The sequence below is a fragment of the uncultured Formosa sp. genome (genome assembly GCF_947500765.1).
In the GTDB taxonomy this organism is placed as follows: domain Bacteria; phylum Bacteroidota; class Bacteroidia; order Flavobacteriales; family Flavobacteriaceae; genus Formosa.
Genome location: NZ_CANMTH010000014.1, coordinates 1 through 17,416 on the forward strand (window position 1 = coordinate 1; position 17,416 = coordinate 17,416).

At 32.2% G+C, this 17,416-nt stretch carries 8 protein-coding genes; all 8 read right to left on the minus strand.

The genetic code is table 11. The annotated features are described in order from the left end of the window. A partial coding sequence (locus Q1B05_RS17095) for an MFS transporter (protein ID WP_299782391.1) occupies window positions 1-485 on the minus strand: 485 nt, incomplete at its 3' end. 112 nt (window positions 486-597) lie between these two features. After that, entirely contained in the window at window positions 598-2,304 is a 1,707-nt protein-coding gene (locus tag Q1B05_RS17100) for a RagB/SusD family nutrient uptake outer membrane protein (protein WP_299782393.1), read from the minus strand. Window positions 2,305-2,323: 19 nt separating this feature from the next. After that, a complete protein-coding gene (locus Q1B05_RS17105) occupies window positions 2,324-5,518 on the minus strand; it encodes a TonB-dependent receptor (protein WP_299782395.1) in 3,195 nt (1,064 codons plus the stop codon). A gap of 884 nt (window positions 5,519-6,402) precedes the next feature. After that, window positions 6,403-8,061, minus strand: coding sequence for a hypothetical protein (locus Q1B05_RS17110; RefSeq protein WP_299782397.1), 1,659 nt, complete (start codon window positions 8,059-8,061; stop codon window positions 6,403-6,405). A gap of 20 nt (window positions 8,062-8,081) precedes the next feature. Continuing rightward, window positions 8,082-10,298, minus strand: a complete 2,217-nt coding sequence (locus Q1B05_RS17115) for an alpha-L-rhamnosidase C-terminal domain-containing protein (protein ID WP_299782399.1) — start codon at window positions 10,296-10,298, stop codon at window positions 8,082-8,084. A gap of 174 nt (window positions 10,299-10,472) precedes the next feature. Next, window positions 10,473-12,776, minus strand: coding sequence for a family 20 glycosylhydrolase (locus tag Q1B05_RS17120; RefSeq protein WP_299782400.1), 2,304 nt, complete (start codon window positions 12,774-12,776; stop codon window positions 10,473-10,475). Window positions 12,777-12,826: 50 nt separating this feature from the next. Further along, window positions 12,827-14,938 (minus strand): right-handed parallel beta-helix repeat-containing protein, encoded by a 2,112-nt coding sequence (locus Q1B05_RS17125; RefSeq protein WP_299782402.1) that lies wholly within the window; start codon window positions 14,936-14,938, stop codon window positions 12,827-12,829. A 2-nt stretch (window positions 14,939-14,940) separates the two neighbouring features. Continuing rightward, window positions 14,941-17,406, minus strand: a complete 2,466-nt coding sequence (locus Q1B05_RS17130; RefSeq protein WP_299782404.1) for a prolyl oligopeptidase family serine peptidase — start codon at window positions 17,404-17,406, stop codon at window positions 14,941-14,943. Window positions 17,407-17,416: the final 10 nt, after the last annotated feature.

The window sequence follows — 17,416 nt, forward strand, 5'->3', positions numbered from 1 at the left end:
ATTAAAGATCCTAATGAGCCAGCCACTTTATTGGCAATACCCATAATAGCAATACGCTTAGCTGCACTTTCTATAGGGCCAAGAATTGTGATGTATGGATTAGAGGCTGTTTGCAACAATGTCATCCCTAATCCTTGTATAAAAATACCGGTTAAGAATACCCAATACGTTCGCGCTTCTGCTGCTGGTATAAAAATAAGTGCTCCAATGGCCATAACAAATAAACCTAGAGACATCCCTTTTTTATAACCTATTTTATTTATGATATAAGAGGCTGGAAGCGCCATAACTACAAACGAAATATAAGACGCTGAAGCTACTAAATAAGACTGCGCGTCTGTAAGCTCGTTAATCGTTTTCATAAATGGAATAAGTGCTCCGTTTATCCAAGTTACAAAACCGAATATGAAAAATAAACCAGCTATAATCGCTATGGCGATGGTGTTGGTATTTGATTTAATAGGGGGATCTACTATACGAGTCATGGGTAAATATTAAAGTTAATTAGGGGGTAGTTTTTTTTTTGAATTAGAGTAAAAAAAAATCACTTGGTGTTTTTATTAAACGTCCGAGTGATTTTTTTATAATTATTTTTTTTTACCAACCTGGGTTTTGGGTTAAATTAGGATTTAACTGTAACTCGTCTGATGGTAGTGGATATAAATATGCTCTGGTTTCATCAAAATTGTAATCGCCAGTACTGGCAAAAGGCAAAAGAAAGCCTTCTGAATCTACATTCGCATCAGCAGCGCTTAATGTTGTATTAACAATTCCGTCTTCTAAATAAGCACCTCTTGGCTGATCACCATCAAATAATGAATGTGCTCTCCATCTATATAAATCATCTTCTCTAAACCCTTCTGCCATTAATTCTACAGAACGTTCTCTACGCACTTCATATAATATATCTGTTAACGTATACCCATAATTAGGCCAATTTGGATCTGTAGTTATACCTCCTAATATCATATTTGGCATACCAACACGAGCACGTAACAAATTAATAGATTTATCCAAATCGGCTTGAGAAATAGACCCCAATTCAGCTTTAGCTTCTGCAAAAATTAATAAGGCTTCAGCATATCTCATAATAATTCTTGAGGTATCTTCTGTAAAATCGCCATAATTATCATCGAATATTGGATTTCTATATTTTTCAGATTCATACCCCGTTAAGTTTGTATATGTTGAATTAAAATCAGGATACTCCCAATACACTTCTGTGCCATCAGACTTAACTTCCATAAGATCTCCTGGAACCATTATAGTAGCTGCTAACCTTGGGTCTCTATCGATTTCAATAGTTGCTAAATCAGTATTCCCCTGATATTTTGTACTCACAGAAATAGGATCTCCATCTATACATAAATAACTATCAATAGCGAATTTAGTATAACCACTTTTGTTGGGCCATCTTTGTTGTAGAGCGTTATCTAAACCTAATTCAATTGAATTATAATCTCTCCAAAGCAATACTTCACTATTTCCTGCATAACCTGTTTGATTGAATAACGTTTTATAGTCACTATATAAAGTAAATACTCCGCTATCTATTAAATCTTCAGCAGCATTTGCTGCAGTTTGTAAAAATGTAGAACCATCAGATCCTGCTACGCCAAAATCAGTACCATTATGATAGCGTTCCCATGTACCTTCATATAAAGCGACTCTAGCCTTCAATAATTGCGCAGCCTCTTTACTAAGACGCGAGGTCTCAACTTCTGGAAAAGATTGCATTAAAGAGATTGCTTTATCTAAATCTGAAATAATAAAATCTGCAACTTCATTTCTTGGATCTCTACTAGCATACACATATTCATCATCATAATTATCAAAATACTCAGGAAAAATTGGCACAGCTCCGTATCTCTTTAATAATTCGAAATAGTAATATGCTCTAAAAAAGTAAGTCTCTCCTGTATATTGGTCTATTAATGTTTGATCTCCCGAAGCCTGATCTACATGAGCTAAAAGCCAGTTTGTTTCTCTAACCTCATCAAAGCTCCAAACAGAACCACTTGCACTTGTAGGTACAGAATAATTTAAACCACTTAATCTAGTATTTGGATCTTCTGAAGTTCCTAAATCAGAATACATATCTGGCAAAACACTCCATCCAACAGCAATCGATGACCACCCAGACAAATCGTTGTACCAGCCATTTACTGCTGCTTGTAAATCTGAAGGCGTACTATAGAAAGAGTCTTCAGAAACTTCATCTAAAGGTGTCTTATCTAAAAAATCTTCACAAGATGTTAACGTTAGAACGACACTTAGAAAAAATAATTTTAATATATTTTTCATAATTATTTGTTTTTTTAATTTAGAATGAAACATTTATCCCTGTAGAAAGAATTCTTGATAATGGATAAGACTGTGCACTACCTGTTAATCCTGTTGTATTTGTTTCAGGATCAAAGAACATTAAATCTGTTATTGTGAATAAATTTTCTCCTGTAAAATATAGTCTTAATTTATCTACATGAAACTTACGCGTAACATCTCTTGGTATTGTAAAACCTATTTGTACACTTTTCAATCGGGTGTAAGCTGCATTTTGTAAGAATCTATCAGTATTATAACTATAGTTTTTGTTGTTTCGACCACCTCCGTTTAAATAAGGTGTTGGGAAATATGCATCTGTATTTGCGCCTAATGGACTAGCAGTCCCTTCTGGTCTAAAGTAATCTAAATGACCTTTCCAAACGAAAGCATGGAACGGACCATTTGCAGGACCTTGAAAACGTTGTTGCGTTGCGAAAGACATATCGCGTTTACCTACACCTTGAATTAATGCACTGAAATCCCAGTTTTTATAATTCATTGCAAGATTTAAAGAATATTGGTAACGTGGTGTAGAATTACCTATTACTTTATAATCTCCGGTATCTCCTACAACATAATTACCTCTATCGATAACATTATCTCCATTTACATCTTTATATTGAATATCCCCAGCAACACGAGACCAACCTGTAATAAATGAATAATCTATAACATCTGTTACAGCAGTTGCATCTTCATCTGTTTGGAATAATCCTTCTGTTTCAAATCCCCAGATATCTCCTAAGTTTTGACCAGAAAAATAGTTTGTTAATGCTTTACTATCGTTAGGATATTCTACAATACTTCTCTTATAATCACTTAACACAGCTCTTATACTATAACCAAAGTCTCCAAGTTTTTGTTTCCAATTTGCTTCAACTTCCCATCCTTCTACTCTAGATGTTCCAATATTTGTTAGCGGAGCTGATGTTCCTAATTGCGCAGGTAAATCGGCACCTTGTGCTGCCATATCCTCAATATCTGTTCTATACCAAGAAAAACCAATACCTAATTTATTATTAAAAGCACTTAAATCAAATCCAAGATCTGTTGTTTTAACAGTTTCCCATGATAAATTCTGACTATCTATACTAGGTGTTGCGGCATACGTTAAACGGTCACCATCAAACAAATAAGATGTTCCTATTGTATTTAAAGATATTGACGTTAAGTATAAATAATTATTTACATTTTGATTCCCTAAGGTACCATAAGATCCTCTTAACTTAAACGTATTAATAGCATCTATAGGCCAGAAATCTTCTTTTGCAATGTTATAACCTGCAGAGAAACTTGGGAATCCGGCCCATCTGTTATCTGGTTCGAATCTTGAAGATCCATCTCTACGGTAACTAAACTCTACTAAATACTTTTCTTTGTAGTTATATCTAAATCTACTAAACAAACCTACTGTAGACCAGTGAGAAATAGATTCACTAACCAATTGATCATCATCTAATGATGCATTTAAAGACACAATATTATTAGAAATTAAATAATCGGTTGTTGCTCCAAGCGAATAATACTCGTATGATTCACTTTGAAAACCAACTGTTGCATTAAAATTATGATTGTTAAAAGATTTATCATAATTAGCATAAATATTTGGTGAAAAATAGTTATCAACAACTACTGTAGGGGAATAGGACGTTGACGCTTGAGAGACATGATCTACAACACCATTAGGAACAACCTTTTGACTTGCTAAGATAGACGTCTCTTGAAAATTATTATTTCTTTTATAATTTAAATTGAAATTAATATCAAGACCTTCTAATGGTTCAATAATAATTTTTGGTATTACAACTATCTGATCGTTTTCTGTTTTAACACGTTGTGTATCCCAGAATGGGTAATATGAATGTTGTAATAACTCTAAACCATAAATAGGATCGTATTGAGGTAAAACTGGTTTTATTTTAGTAATTAAATCTAAAACTCTAGATTTATTCCAGAAGGTACTATTAGCACTTATTTCTGTAGGGAAATCAGTATTACTCTTTCTAAACTTGGTTAATAATTCTATTCTTAACCAATCTGTAACTTTACTCGCAATTTTAGCATCTAGATTATATCTTTGGTAAGATTCGTCTCCAACAGCTAATAAACCATCTTCATCGTATGCACCTGCAGAAATATAGAAATTGGTTTTTTCGTTACCTCCAGAAATACTGATGTTACTTTTAATTCTTTGTGCCCATTTTTTCATAATTATATCATCCCAATCTGTAGCACCTGTAGCTTCAATACCAATAGTACCATAATCCCAACCATTTCCAGAAGCATTAGAAACTATTGATTCTGCACTACCTGGATTTGCCATATTAGATATAATATTTGCTAAGCCTTGATCATCATAATAAGCAGATTGATTATTGTTTAATCTTGCATCGTTAATGGTATAAGCAAATTCTATAGGACTAGCACTTTCTGGCCATATAGATGGTTGAGTTACAGAATAACTATTACTGAAACTAACTTTAACATCTCCATTTGAGTTCATACCACTTTTAGTCGTCACAATAATTGCACCAGCAGCAGCTTGAGAACCATATATAGATGCTGCAGCAGCATCTTTAAGAACAGAAACCGATTTAATATCTTCTGGATCAATATCTGTTAAGCTCATTTCAATACCATCTACAAGTACTAAAGGAGACGCTTCTCCAACAGTTCCTGTTCCTCCACTAGTTACAAAACCACGAATGTTAATATTTGCATCTCCACCAGGTTCTCCCCCAGATGCCGAGTTTGAAATTTGTAAACCAGGTACCGTACCTTGTAAAGATTTAGTAGCACTTGCAGTTGGTCTGTTTTCAAAAATTTCTTCACCTACCTGAGAAACAGCTGCAGTAAGATTTATTTTTTTCTGTTCACCATATCCTACTACTACAACTTCATCTAATTGAGAAATATCCTCTTCTAAAACAATTGTTATGTTAGATTCATTACCTACTAAAACTTCTTTAGTAATATATCCCACATATGAAACTACAAGTATAGGTTTTTGAGTTATATGTGAAATTAAAAATTTACCATCAAAATCTGTCTGAACGCCATTAGAAGTTCCTTTTTCAATAATACTTGCTCCTAATAAAGGTAAGCCGTTAACATCTGTAACAACTCCTTTTATTTCAAGTTGCTGTAAACTATAATCTATTTTTCTCTCGATTTTAATTGTGTTTCCCGACAAGCTAAAAGCACTTGTAAAACACAAAAAAACAAAAGAATTCAAAATTGTTATTAACAGCCTCTTTCTTAAGCAGAAAAAACTACTGTTTATCTTATTTTTCATAAGCTTGGTTTTGGTTTAATATTAGACATTAGGTTAATTATTATTGTTATTTTAAAAACATTTTAATATTCGAGTTTTATTAAATTTCCTTAGTATTTTCAACCTATTTTAGTTTATAAAATGATATTTACTTTAAGGAATTTTATTATTTATTGAACATTAATTAAGCAATGCTTTTACGTTACTTTAAAAAGTTAATTAAACTTAAATATATTTATAATTGTTTGTTAATTAATTCGACCAATAACTACTGAACTTCGACCAACAATGAATTGTTTAATCAATTTTTATTTAACACAAACATTATAAAAAAAACATTTGAACAGCACCTTAACATACATTATTACTTATTTTATAAAAAAAACCATGATTTAATGTAGATTGTTAAACAAAAAATACTTTAACGCTTTATTAAGAATATGTTTTATTTAGAGCGAGATTAACGAATTATTAAAATATTACAAATACGATCTAAAAACTAGATGAATATTCTTTTAGCATAATAAAAGCATTATTTATTTTAATTTTGTTAGAGCTTTTTCTTTATTACTATAACAATACATGTTCTTTTCTTGAAAAAAATCTGTAAAGTAACATTTACTGATGTTATTAAAAAAAATAAAATAGTCTGGTATTTTAATTATTAAAATACCAGACTATTTAAAGATAGGTTTTAAATAAAATTTATATATTTATTTCAAATCTTAAGGATTAATCACAAAAAATAAATATTAAAGTTTGATATTATATTCTAGCAACTAATACATTCATTTTTTTCTAATTTATTTTCTCAACGCATCTACTTTACGATTTGCATTATTTGCTATATGCCTATCATAATCCTGCGTATACAATGTTGCAATAGTATTATACTTTTCTGCAAGTTTGTTATAATCTTTCCAGGCTTTATCGTAAGCCTTAATCCATTTTTTTATATTCTTTGCATTTCCGTGATCATCTGCATATTTCATATAAACCAATGTTCGATATATTTTATACAATTTCAAACCGTATTCAGACGACCCAATCGCATGATTTTTCGTTTCCTCGTTTTTCCAATCTATTGATTTAGATAATGTTACAATTTCTTCCCATTTGACAATAGACTCATCTTTTTGAGCTAAATTTCTTTTCTGTTCTATATCTCCTTTTACAACCATTGGCCATGCAATTCCTTGGTCTCTTGTCCACCACGGGTTCATATCTCTAAATGTGGAATTTCTACCTCTCACTACGGCTTCCGCTGAAAGCAAACATAGTTTTCTGAATTTTGCGACATCATCCCCTGTTAAATTTAAACGCTCGGTGGCATATCTATTAAAAATAAATTCTTCTGTTTTATCTGTATTTTGTCCCCATTGTGCGATAACCCAGGAATTTAAATCGCACCATAATTCGTCTTTAACATATGGACCATCCCATCCGCCACCGCGAGACCAGGTCCAAACACCTGCATAGAGTTCGGATTTTGTATCTACAAATTCTTGTAGACTATTAATTTTATCTTCTGGCATTCTAGCATGTTCTTCAAAACCATCGATTACACCATTAGCAATATAATTTGGGTATGCCCCTTTCCCTTCGTATTCACGAGCAGATTGTACTTCTATAATTTGACGGTGTCTTCCCTGCCCAATCACTTTACTAAAGGCATTAGATCTATGAAAATCTCCTTCTACATGTTTTACACTAATAATTAAATTGTCATGTGGTTCTATGGCATTACTAACTTTCATGTAATTTTCCAAATTTGTATCGAAAGCCCCCCAAGTACGGAAAATAAGCTGCTTATTTCTTTTTTCGCAAATCTCTTCTTTTAAAATATTAATTAAAGGGATAATTGTTTTTTCAGGATTTGTTTTATCATCAATAGCTCCAAGATGATATGTTGCATCGTGCAAATATGTTTCACCAATACGAACAACCAAACCATCTAAGTCTGGAAATTGATCGAACATCTCGTTAATTTGAGCACGTACTAATTTTTCGGTTAGCGGATTGTTTGGATCTCCAAATGTTTTTTCAATATTATATTTTTCAATTAATCGTTTAGGGAATAATACCAAATCAGACATCGCATAAATAGCCATATTTTCTACTTTACACGCTGCATGCATTTTTTTTATTTGTGCTGCTTTTGCATCTACCCATTTACGATCTTCAGATCCTTTAGGTAAGATATCTTTATCTACAGATTCCCAGTTAATAGCCAATGCAGGCGATTCGAAAAGAAAATACACTTTACCATTGTATCCCATTTCTTTTATAACTGCTGGATCGTTATACTTAGATACGTACGGTGTTTCTCCTGGATTATGATGAACCATATCTAAAATTAAAGGATTATCTATAGTATTCTGAGCAACACCTCTTGTTCCTAAAACACTTAAAAGCACAAAACATGATGCTGTTAATGTTTTTACTGAATTTAAAATATTCATATATTTATTATATTTTTCTATTAAAAAATTTCGATTATTGAATGGCCAGAATTTAAAGTAATACGCCCACCATTATCTAAAACAGTTTTATTATTTACTTTTATTTTAGATGCTTTATTTACTACAAATTCAGCAGTCATGTTTGCAGGAATATCTATAGCGTAATATTGAGTATTATCTGCTTTTAAAATGTATTCACCTTTAATTTGTCCTCTTAATGTTGGAACAACGATCGAACTTGAATTTAAATTTTCTAATTGTGGTTTTATAGTCGCTACCGCATAACCTGGTACTTTTGGCTGAATACCCCACATATACCTCGGAATAATATTAGCTGGAGCAGCACCCCAAGCATGATTCCAATCGGCATTAGGTTTATACTTCATATCCCAAGCTTCAAGTGTAATTGTAGATCCAATTTCAATCATATTATACCAACTTCTATCGTGTGTTGCCGTCATTAATTCTAAAGCATAATCACTTTCATTGGCATTATATAATCCCTCTAACAAATATTGTGCACCATACACACTACACGCCATACCCCGGATTTTCACAAAATCTACCACCGATTTCATATGTTTTTCAGGAACGATATTAAACGCTAAAGCCATCATATTTGAATGAAGCGATGCATGATCTGTCCCTTCTCCATCGGTATACACGCCTAAATTTTTATCGAGTAACTTATTATTAATAGCTTCTTTTACTTGTAAGGCTAATGTTTTATATTCTTTTTCTTCATCTGTTTTATTCAAAACTCTAGCAAAATCTGCCATTATTTCTAAGTTTTTATAATACAAACAATTAATTACAGTATTAATTGGAGTAAACACAAACCCATCGCGTTCACCTTCTTTTGTTGCTAATTTCCAACCTGTATCTTTTTGTGCTGGAGGCCAATCTACAATATCTTTAAGTTTAGATTTAGGATCTTTAAATCCTAATTTTTTCATGAATTCTGGAGTCGCTTTTGTTGAACTTATCAGTCCATCTTCGCGACGTAACTCCATTAAAGTTTTATGCTTTAACTTATCGTAGTATTTTTCAATAAGTTCTGTATTTCCAGTATACATATAATCGGCATAAAACATTAAGGCAACATGTAATTGCCATTCTGTAGGCCATGTAGGTTGCTCCATAAAATATTCTATAGTTTGTCTCGCTATAGCGTATTCTCTATCTGTGGTATAATGACTTAATTGATTTAGATATGCATCTGCTTCATACGGAATACGTTCCCTGTCTCCATCTACATAAACACCCGCAAATGTTGTAGCTTTAATAGAATATTTACATAAATCCCAAACCTGATTCAAAATTGTATCTGAACTTTTAAAATAACTTTCTTCGTCTTCCCAATAACTAAAATAAGCCACTTGATTAAAATCTGCCGACTCTAACGTTCCTTTTACATGCTCGACTTCTGCATATCTAAAAGGCATTAAAACAGGAAATGAATCTGGTAATTGTATCGCTACAGCTTTAGTGTTTCTTTTATCTGGTTTTATAGCAAGACTATATTTACTTTGCAATGGATTTACAGGAACTTTTATTTTTTGATAACGAATAGTTCCTTTAGGTTTTCTATTTATTTTTTGATTGATAAGCTGCTCTCCAATATGAAAAACAAGTGTATCTATTACTGATGTTTTGTAGTTAAATTCTATAGTTGAAAACGCATCTTTACCAAAATCTATAAAATAAGAACTGTCTGTAATTTGTTTAAACTCTTCAGGTTTTATATGCTCAACTCTAAAACTATTCGTACTGGTTATGATATCTTTTTTAGCTCCAATTTTAAAACTTTGAATTTCTGAATACGAACTTTCGTTATCCTTCTCATCCCAAGTTTTAACTTTCCAAAAATAAGTCTGCCCAACTTCAAGTAGTGTGTCTTTAATTTCAACATCTATAGATTGACTGCTAACTGTTTTTCCTGAATCCCATACATCTCCAGTATTATTTTCTATTAATATTTTAGATGATGCTACTAATATCTGAAATGCAGACTGCTCTACTATTGTACTTGGTAATTCCCAGGCAAACTCAGGTTCTTGGTCTACAATTACTACATCTTGTGGTTGCCTAATAAATTCTACAGATAAACCTAAAGGCGCAGTATTTTTATTGCTTTCTGTATGATGATTAGATTTACATGCCACAATAAAAACCGTACTAACACATAGCACATATAGCAGTAAATACTGAAACCTAGGTTGTTGCATTTTTAGCATAATTATTTTGTTATAATGTATATTCAAGTTGCACAATCCAGACAAAAATTAGCACTTTAACAGTGTTAAGGTTTAATAAATTTATGATGTCTTTCATTTTAATATCATTTAAAACTCTACTACTAGCAATTTTCATCAATTATAGTTCCTTTAATTAGGACTTCCTTACTACAATTAATAACGCATCACATCACTATTTATTGGCAATAACTCCTCCCCTTGTAAAGCATATTTCACTTCAATAACTCTTGGTTTATCGCTTGGTCTGTATGTAATAATTATTGGGTGTAATCCTTGTTTTAAGGCGACTTTACCATAACGTTTTCTTGGTCCGTGCCATCCGCTATTATCTACAACAATATTTTCTCCTATTTTTAAAATATCTCCGCCATCAGAACGTGTTTCAAATTCGTAAATACCATCTTGTTCTGCTTTAAAATACCCTTTATATATTACAGAAAATTTCTTTTCATCTTTTAAATTGCCTAAAGCAATACTATCTACTTTTGTAAAGTTTGTACTTTTTGGTAGCTTAACATCTGCCACTGTCTTAAACTTTCCTTTTACAATGTATTGTTTTAAACCTTTTTTTGTAACTACATCAGCATCTACCGCTTCAACATACTTTCTACGAACTACTTTTGTAGATTTTAAATCATTATAGATATCTCCTCTGTATGAACGCGCTTTAATTTCAACCGTATCATTTACAACAAAAGGAGCTTCATATTTTAGAGAAGCCTTAGTCGGAACAGTGCCATCAAGCGTATAATAAATATCTGTTCCTTTTAAATCGTAAGCTAAATTTAAATTCACAGTTGTTTCATCTACAAAGGCAATTTCTTTATCTAATCCTTTTACTGCGGGCACATAATAATATACGCCTAGAGCATCCAATCTGTCATATTGTTTTTCAACAGTTGCATTAAATACCTCTAAATCTTTATTGTCTTTAGGTGCCCATGCATTTTCTGCCACAACCAACATTCTTGGAAATGCCTGATACTGTAAACGTTTGTAACTCGGAATATGTTCTGTCCATAAATTCCCTTGAATTCCTAAAACATTAGCTTCTTCTTCGGCTGTAAAATCGGCAGGAATTGGTTCGTAATTATAGACGTTCTCTATTGGATTTCCTTCATTTAAATAATCGAAATAATAAGCAGCTGTAGTTGTTACCACAACACCATTTCCATTTTTCGCAGCAATTTTAGGTGCATTTGGCGCCCAATTTCTCCACCACATTACATTGGCACTTTTAGATAAACCACCGGTTACAATTTCATCCCAACCCATAAATTTCTTTCCTTTAGATTGTAGAAATTTTTCGATATCTCTATTAAAAAATGATTGTAATTCGTGTTCATCTTTTAAATTATTATCCTTTATCGCTTTCTGACAATGAGGGCACACTTCCCAAGATGCAATATTTACTTCATCTCCTCCAATATGTACATATTCTGCAGGAAATAATTCTACAACCTCAGCTAAAACATTTTTCATAAACTCGTAAGTTGTTTCTTTTCCTAAACACGTAGGATAGGTAAATACGGTATCCCAACCAGACTCTCCATTACAAGATAAAAACGGATAATTATCTATAGCCGATTTAAAATGTCCTGGCATATCTATTTCAGGAATTACGGTAATACATCTAGCATCTGCATAGGCTACAATTTCTTTAATTTGGTCTTGAGTAAAAAATCCACCGTATTTACGTTCGCCATTAATTTCTTTAAAATTAGATTCATCTATAGTGTATAACTTGTTTTCTACCGCTCTATCCATGCAAATGGTATCTTGATTATTTGGTGTTCTCCAAGCTCCTTTTTCTGTTAATAACGGATATTTTTTAATCTCTACTCTCCAACCTTGATCGTCGGTTAAATGCATGTGGTACGTATTTAACTTATACAATGCCATGTTATCTAAAAAGTCTTTTACTTCATTTATATTGAAAAAATGACGACTAAAATCCATGTGCATACCACGCCATTCAAAACGAGGTTCGTCTTCAATGTTTACAGATGGTACAAACCAATCCGTAGCGACTTTATTAGTGTTTTCAATAGCAGTTGGTAATAATTGGCGTATAGTTTGAACGGCATTAAAAAAACCACTTTCTTCTGATGCTTTAATTGTAATTGAAGTTGGATTCACATCTAATTGATATCCACCTTTTTTTAATCCTTCTACTGTTTCAAAAACAATAGCATTTTCTGCTAAAGTATTTTGTAATTCTAAATTGTAACCGGCTGCTTTGCTAAATATGCCCGTTAAATAATCTGCTGCTTTTTGCTGACTTTCGTCTTGAAGAATAATTGCCGTATTAGATTCAATTTTAAAAGAACCTTCATTAAGCTTTAAACTTGATGGTTTAGGAAGTATAGACACATCTTCCTGCTTAAATGATGGATTAGGCTGTCCGCATGATACTAAAAGCAGTGTTAGCAACAATAACGTGATGTATTTTCTCATACTTTTAAAAGTTTATTTACTCTTGGTTTTATTTATGGTTGGCTATTTTATTAACCTCTGTCTGGATCTAATTCTATATTTTGTTTCACTGCGTCATCAAATTGCTTCAAAATTATATCTGATAATTTAGCTTTACTCTTCCATTCTTTATCTCCTAAGACTCCCGCTTTGGAATAATTAAATGGACTAAAATTTATTTTTTCGTAACTTTTTCTGTTCTTAAATCTAAAATCTGCTTCTAACGGATTCTTAAAATTTGGATTGATTAAAAAGCTATGTCTATCAAAGTTCTTTTTCTGCCAGTCTTTAAAGCTGTGTGCATTAAAATCGTAAACATTTCCACTTTCATTCCAGTATATATTGTAATCTATATCTGCATTAACATCATCCCAAGCGCCTTTAGCAACCATGCCTTCATTAAATAATATAATATTATTAGTGAACGAAAACGATTTGTGATCTTCGGCTATAGTACATTGTAACTGATATTTTTTAGCATATGCCAATATGTTATTCTTTACAACATTGTCTTTTCCGTAATTTTGCTGAAATCCACCTGTTTTTGTGTTATAAACTAAATTATTCTGAAACACAATTCCCGATGATCCTTCATCTGCATACATTCCCCAGCCACCGTAAGAATACGAATGTATATGATGAATCAAATTATTTTCGACCACGGTACCTTCTGAAGCTCCCAAGGTATAAATTGCGGCCATATCGCTTAATAAATCCCAACCAATATGATGAATATGATTGTAAGCAATAGTGTTCCTTTTTGCTAAACTAGGTGCATATCCCCAAATCCAACCAACAGAAATTCCGGTGTAATAAAAATTCCCGATATCGTTATGCGTAATGTTATTGTCTGAACTATGCCCAACCCAAACACCGACTGCAGCAGGAAATTCCTGACCACCTGATTGAATAATATTGTTATTTACAGTAATGTGATGTGTATGTTCGCTTCCTCCTAAAGCTTTAAAATTGCCTAAATACACGCCACCACCACCAAGATTATGCATATAGAAATTTTCTACTACAGAATTGCTTACTCCTTTACCAAACCACAATGCATGCTGACCTATTTTAGAGATTTCTCCATTATAAAATGTGACATTTCTAGCTCCTTTAACATCAATAGCTGCATTTAACTTAGCTGCTGCTTGATTAGGTTCTGAGCCAGAAGATGGAATTTTATAATGACAATATTCAAAACTCAATCCTTCAAATCTAATGTGTTCTACATAATTGTGTTTAGAAGCATCCCCTTTTATAGAAACTAATTGTTCTAATACAGGAGCAACTATAGTAGTATTTTCTAACGTTTCTTCTGCTTTTGGCATATAATATAAAATCCCTTTTTGACTTAAAAACCATTCTCCAGGAACATCTAAAGCATCTTTGTAGTTTTCAAAAACCACGCGTGTACCTTTTTTTAATTTGTTCCAAGGTTTCATACCGTTTCCTGAGGTCGTAATAGATAAACTTTCTTTATCTATAGCATCTATATGTCGTAACGTATAATCCCATTTATGATAGGCTTTAAATCTTAGTTGAGAAATTTCTTCTTCATTTATTTTCGATAACAATTTAAAAGCATCTTTACTAAAAAACAGCTTTTGTTCTGCTTTTTCTGCCACTTTAGATCTGCCTTGTTTCCAAATTTGCTCTTGAACACTATCTATTTCTATGAAATTTTCATTAGGTGTACGTGCTAAAGTAGCACGTTTATTATTTACATATAACTGATCGAATTTCCATTTGTAATATACACTCTCACGAATTTTAGCTTCCCAAAGTCCATCTGAATTTATAGAGAAACCTTCAATAATTTTTCCACCACTAAAAACAGGGTGAGCACCTTTTTCTGCTTTATAAATAATTGGATAATTTTCAGAACCGCTATCTTCTGCTGTTAACAGAAAAGTCTCCTGCATTATGTAATTTCCATCTTTTACAATTACAGTATAAGATTGCCCCTCAGTAGTCGTTTTTCTATGTTCTCTTATTGCATTACGCGCCCCAATTAAATTAGCTAAGGGCTGTAATTCACCCCCTGAATTGTTGTTATTTCCGTTGGGAGATATATAGAATGTTGTTTGTGCTTGTAAAGAAAAGCAACTAATGACAAAAAAAAATACAAGGTTAGTATACTTCATTTTTATTCTGTTTCAAACTCAATATCTCCGTTTTCTAAACTCCAATCATTTCCAAAAAAACCAGCTGCTTTAATACCAGAAACTCCTTCTTTGTATGTAGACGGTGTAAAAACCATAACATCTGGAATACCAACTCCCGAAGAAAAGTATCTATTAGGTGTCACAGATTTAAACCCAGTAATTCCTGTACCTGAAACCACTCCTACTGCTGCAATTTCACTATCTGTTCTTGGATACGTAAAATAAACGCCATATTCATTGCCTGTAAAAGTTTTATTTCCAACTGTAATTTGGTTTCTTTTAATTTGAACAGGACTATTAGATAATAGTAACTTCCATGCTTTATTTGTAGAGGCATTACCATAAAGAATTACAGATCTGTCTTTGTATTTAGATAATTTAAAATCTTTATCAGATACAATTTCTATAGCTCCATTCCCTTTATAATAAAATGTTTCAGCATCAAAACGTGCTTTATTGAAAGACCAATCATTTTCTTCTTGGGTCCCTTTTGTAGCATACACAAAAACCATATTGTGTTTAAAAGCATCTTTAAAACTTCCGTATCGTAATGGGTTTTTCTCAAGTGTATTTATAGGTTTTTCTGCTAATACCCATGTATCACTTTGTTTTTCGAACCATACATCACCTTGCTTATACTCTGATAAATTAGCAAAAGATGTACTATCAATTTTTACCTGAATTGTATCTGAAGCCACAGCATGTCTTAAATCTAGTTTAAACTTTTTTAAGTTTTCTGTTTCTATCTGAATAGACCTTGTTTTTAAAACTTCACCTTTCTTTATTTGCTTCTCGTTACGTACATTTTGAGAAACTTTAACACCGCTAAATTCAAATTGTTTGTCTTGTTGATATAAAGTAATATATCTACTTTCTGAAGATACTCCAGGAGTTGCTGTTCTAAATTCAAATGATTTTACATCTCCATTATTTGGAATAGTATGCCATTTAAAATAATCGAAAATGGTACTAAAATCAATTCCAAACCAATGTTTTTTATCAGGATATTCTAAATAGGCAAAATCTGGATGATAATCTCCTAAATAATTACGCATAAATCTTGCCTGCTCTACAGGAACTACATCATCTGCATCTCCATGCTGAATGTAAATACCATGTTGTAAATAATTTTTAGATAATTCTAAGGTATAACTTGCATGACTTGATCTTTCAAACATTTGTTCTAAAGGTTTTGCATCTTCAATTTTCTCTTTATTTGCATAAGAAAACAAAGAATACCATCCAGAAATAGGTGCAATAGCAGCCCATTTACTCGGGAAGGTAACACCAATTTGCCACGTACCATGACCTCCCATAGAATGCCCTGTTAAATATGTTTTCTTAGGATCTGTGCCATACATTTTTTCTGCAATAGCTTGTACTTCCATCGCATCCCAACGTCCCCAATCTTCCCAATCGAAACCAAAATTTCTACGATTTGTTGGTGCAATTACATGCCCCCAATCTTTTGCTTTGTATTCAGCTGCTTGTCGTCTTGCTTCTACACTAGCGCCATGTAAAGACAAAAACATTGCAGGCTTGTCGTCTGTTGTAAGATTTCCTTCTTTTACTGAAAAGTATTGAACACTTCCATCTATATCAGAAATAAACGTTCTAGAATAAAACTGTTCTGGGGTTTTAACTTTGTATAATACAGATGATTCATCTAACAGCGTATTTCCTTTAAACAACTGTACTTTTACTCTTACTGTATCTTTTTCTGAATAATTATCTTGTACAGAATAAGGTACTTTCCGCATTGATAACGGAATAATAGAAGGTACTTTTGTTGCAATAATATGTCCATTAGTTTCTGTTACAATTTTAAGCCCTTTTAGCGTTTTTAGCGTTGAATTTAAAATACGAATAGATCCTATTTTTGTATCGTTTTCAGTAGTTAAAAAATCAGGAATTGTCATATCTCTTTCTAACAAATCTATAGACTTAAGTACTGGTAGTAATTGAAGATTTACCTGACCGCGTCCGCCTTTAACTAAAAAAGTATTTTTCCCTTTTTTTAATTGAATTGGATGATATGTTAAGTGCTTATTATAAACATCTCCACCACGAGGAATACCATTAACGTATACTTCTCCATGACCAGAAATCTCTAAAATCTTAACCTCAGATTTCGGAGATTCATATGTAATATACAAATATCCTCCTCTTAATTTTCGACTTTTAAAAACTCCTTTTTCATCGGCTGAAATTGATTCCCATTTTTCATCTTCTCCATCGCGATTTAAACCTATAACATCGTTCAAATTAGGTTCATAATTATCTTGAGTTATAAGATCATAAAGCACAGCGTCTTTATAAATAATCGATCGGTTAGATCTACCTGTAGACCCGACAACTATTCCGTTCGTTAAAGGAATAGTGTCTTGGGCAAAACCTGATACCAGGACGAAAAAAATAAAAAATAGACTTAAATTATAATTTACCATACAAAAACGA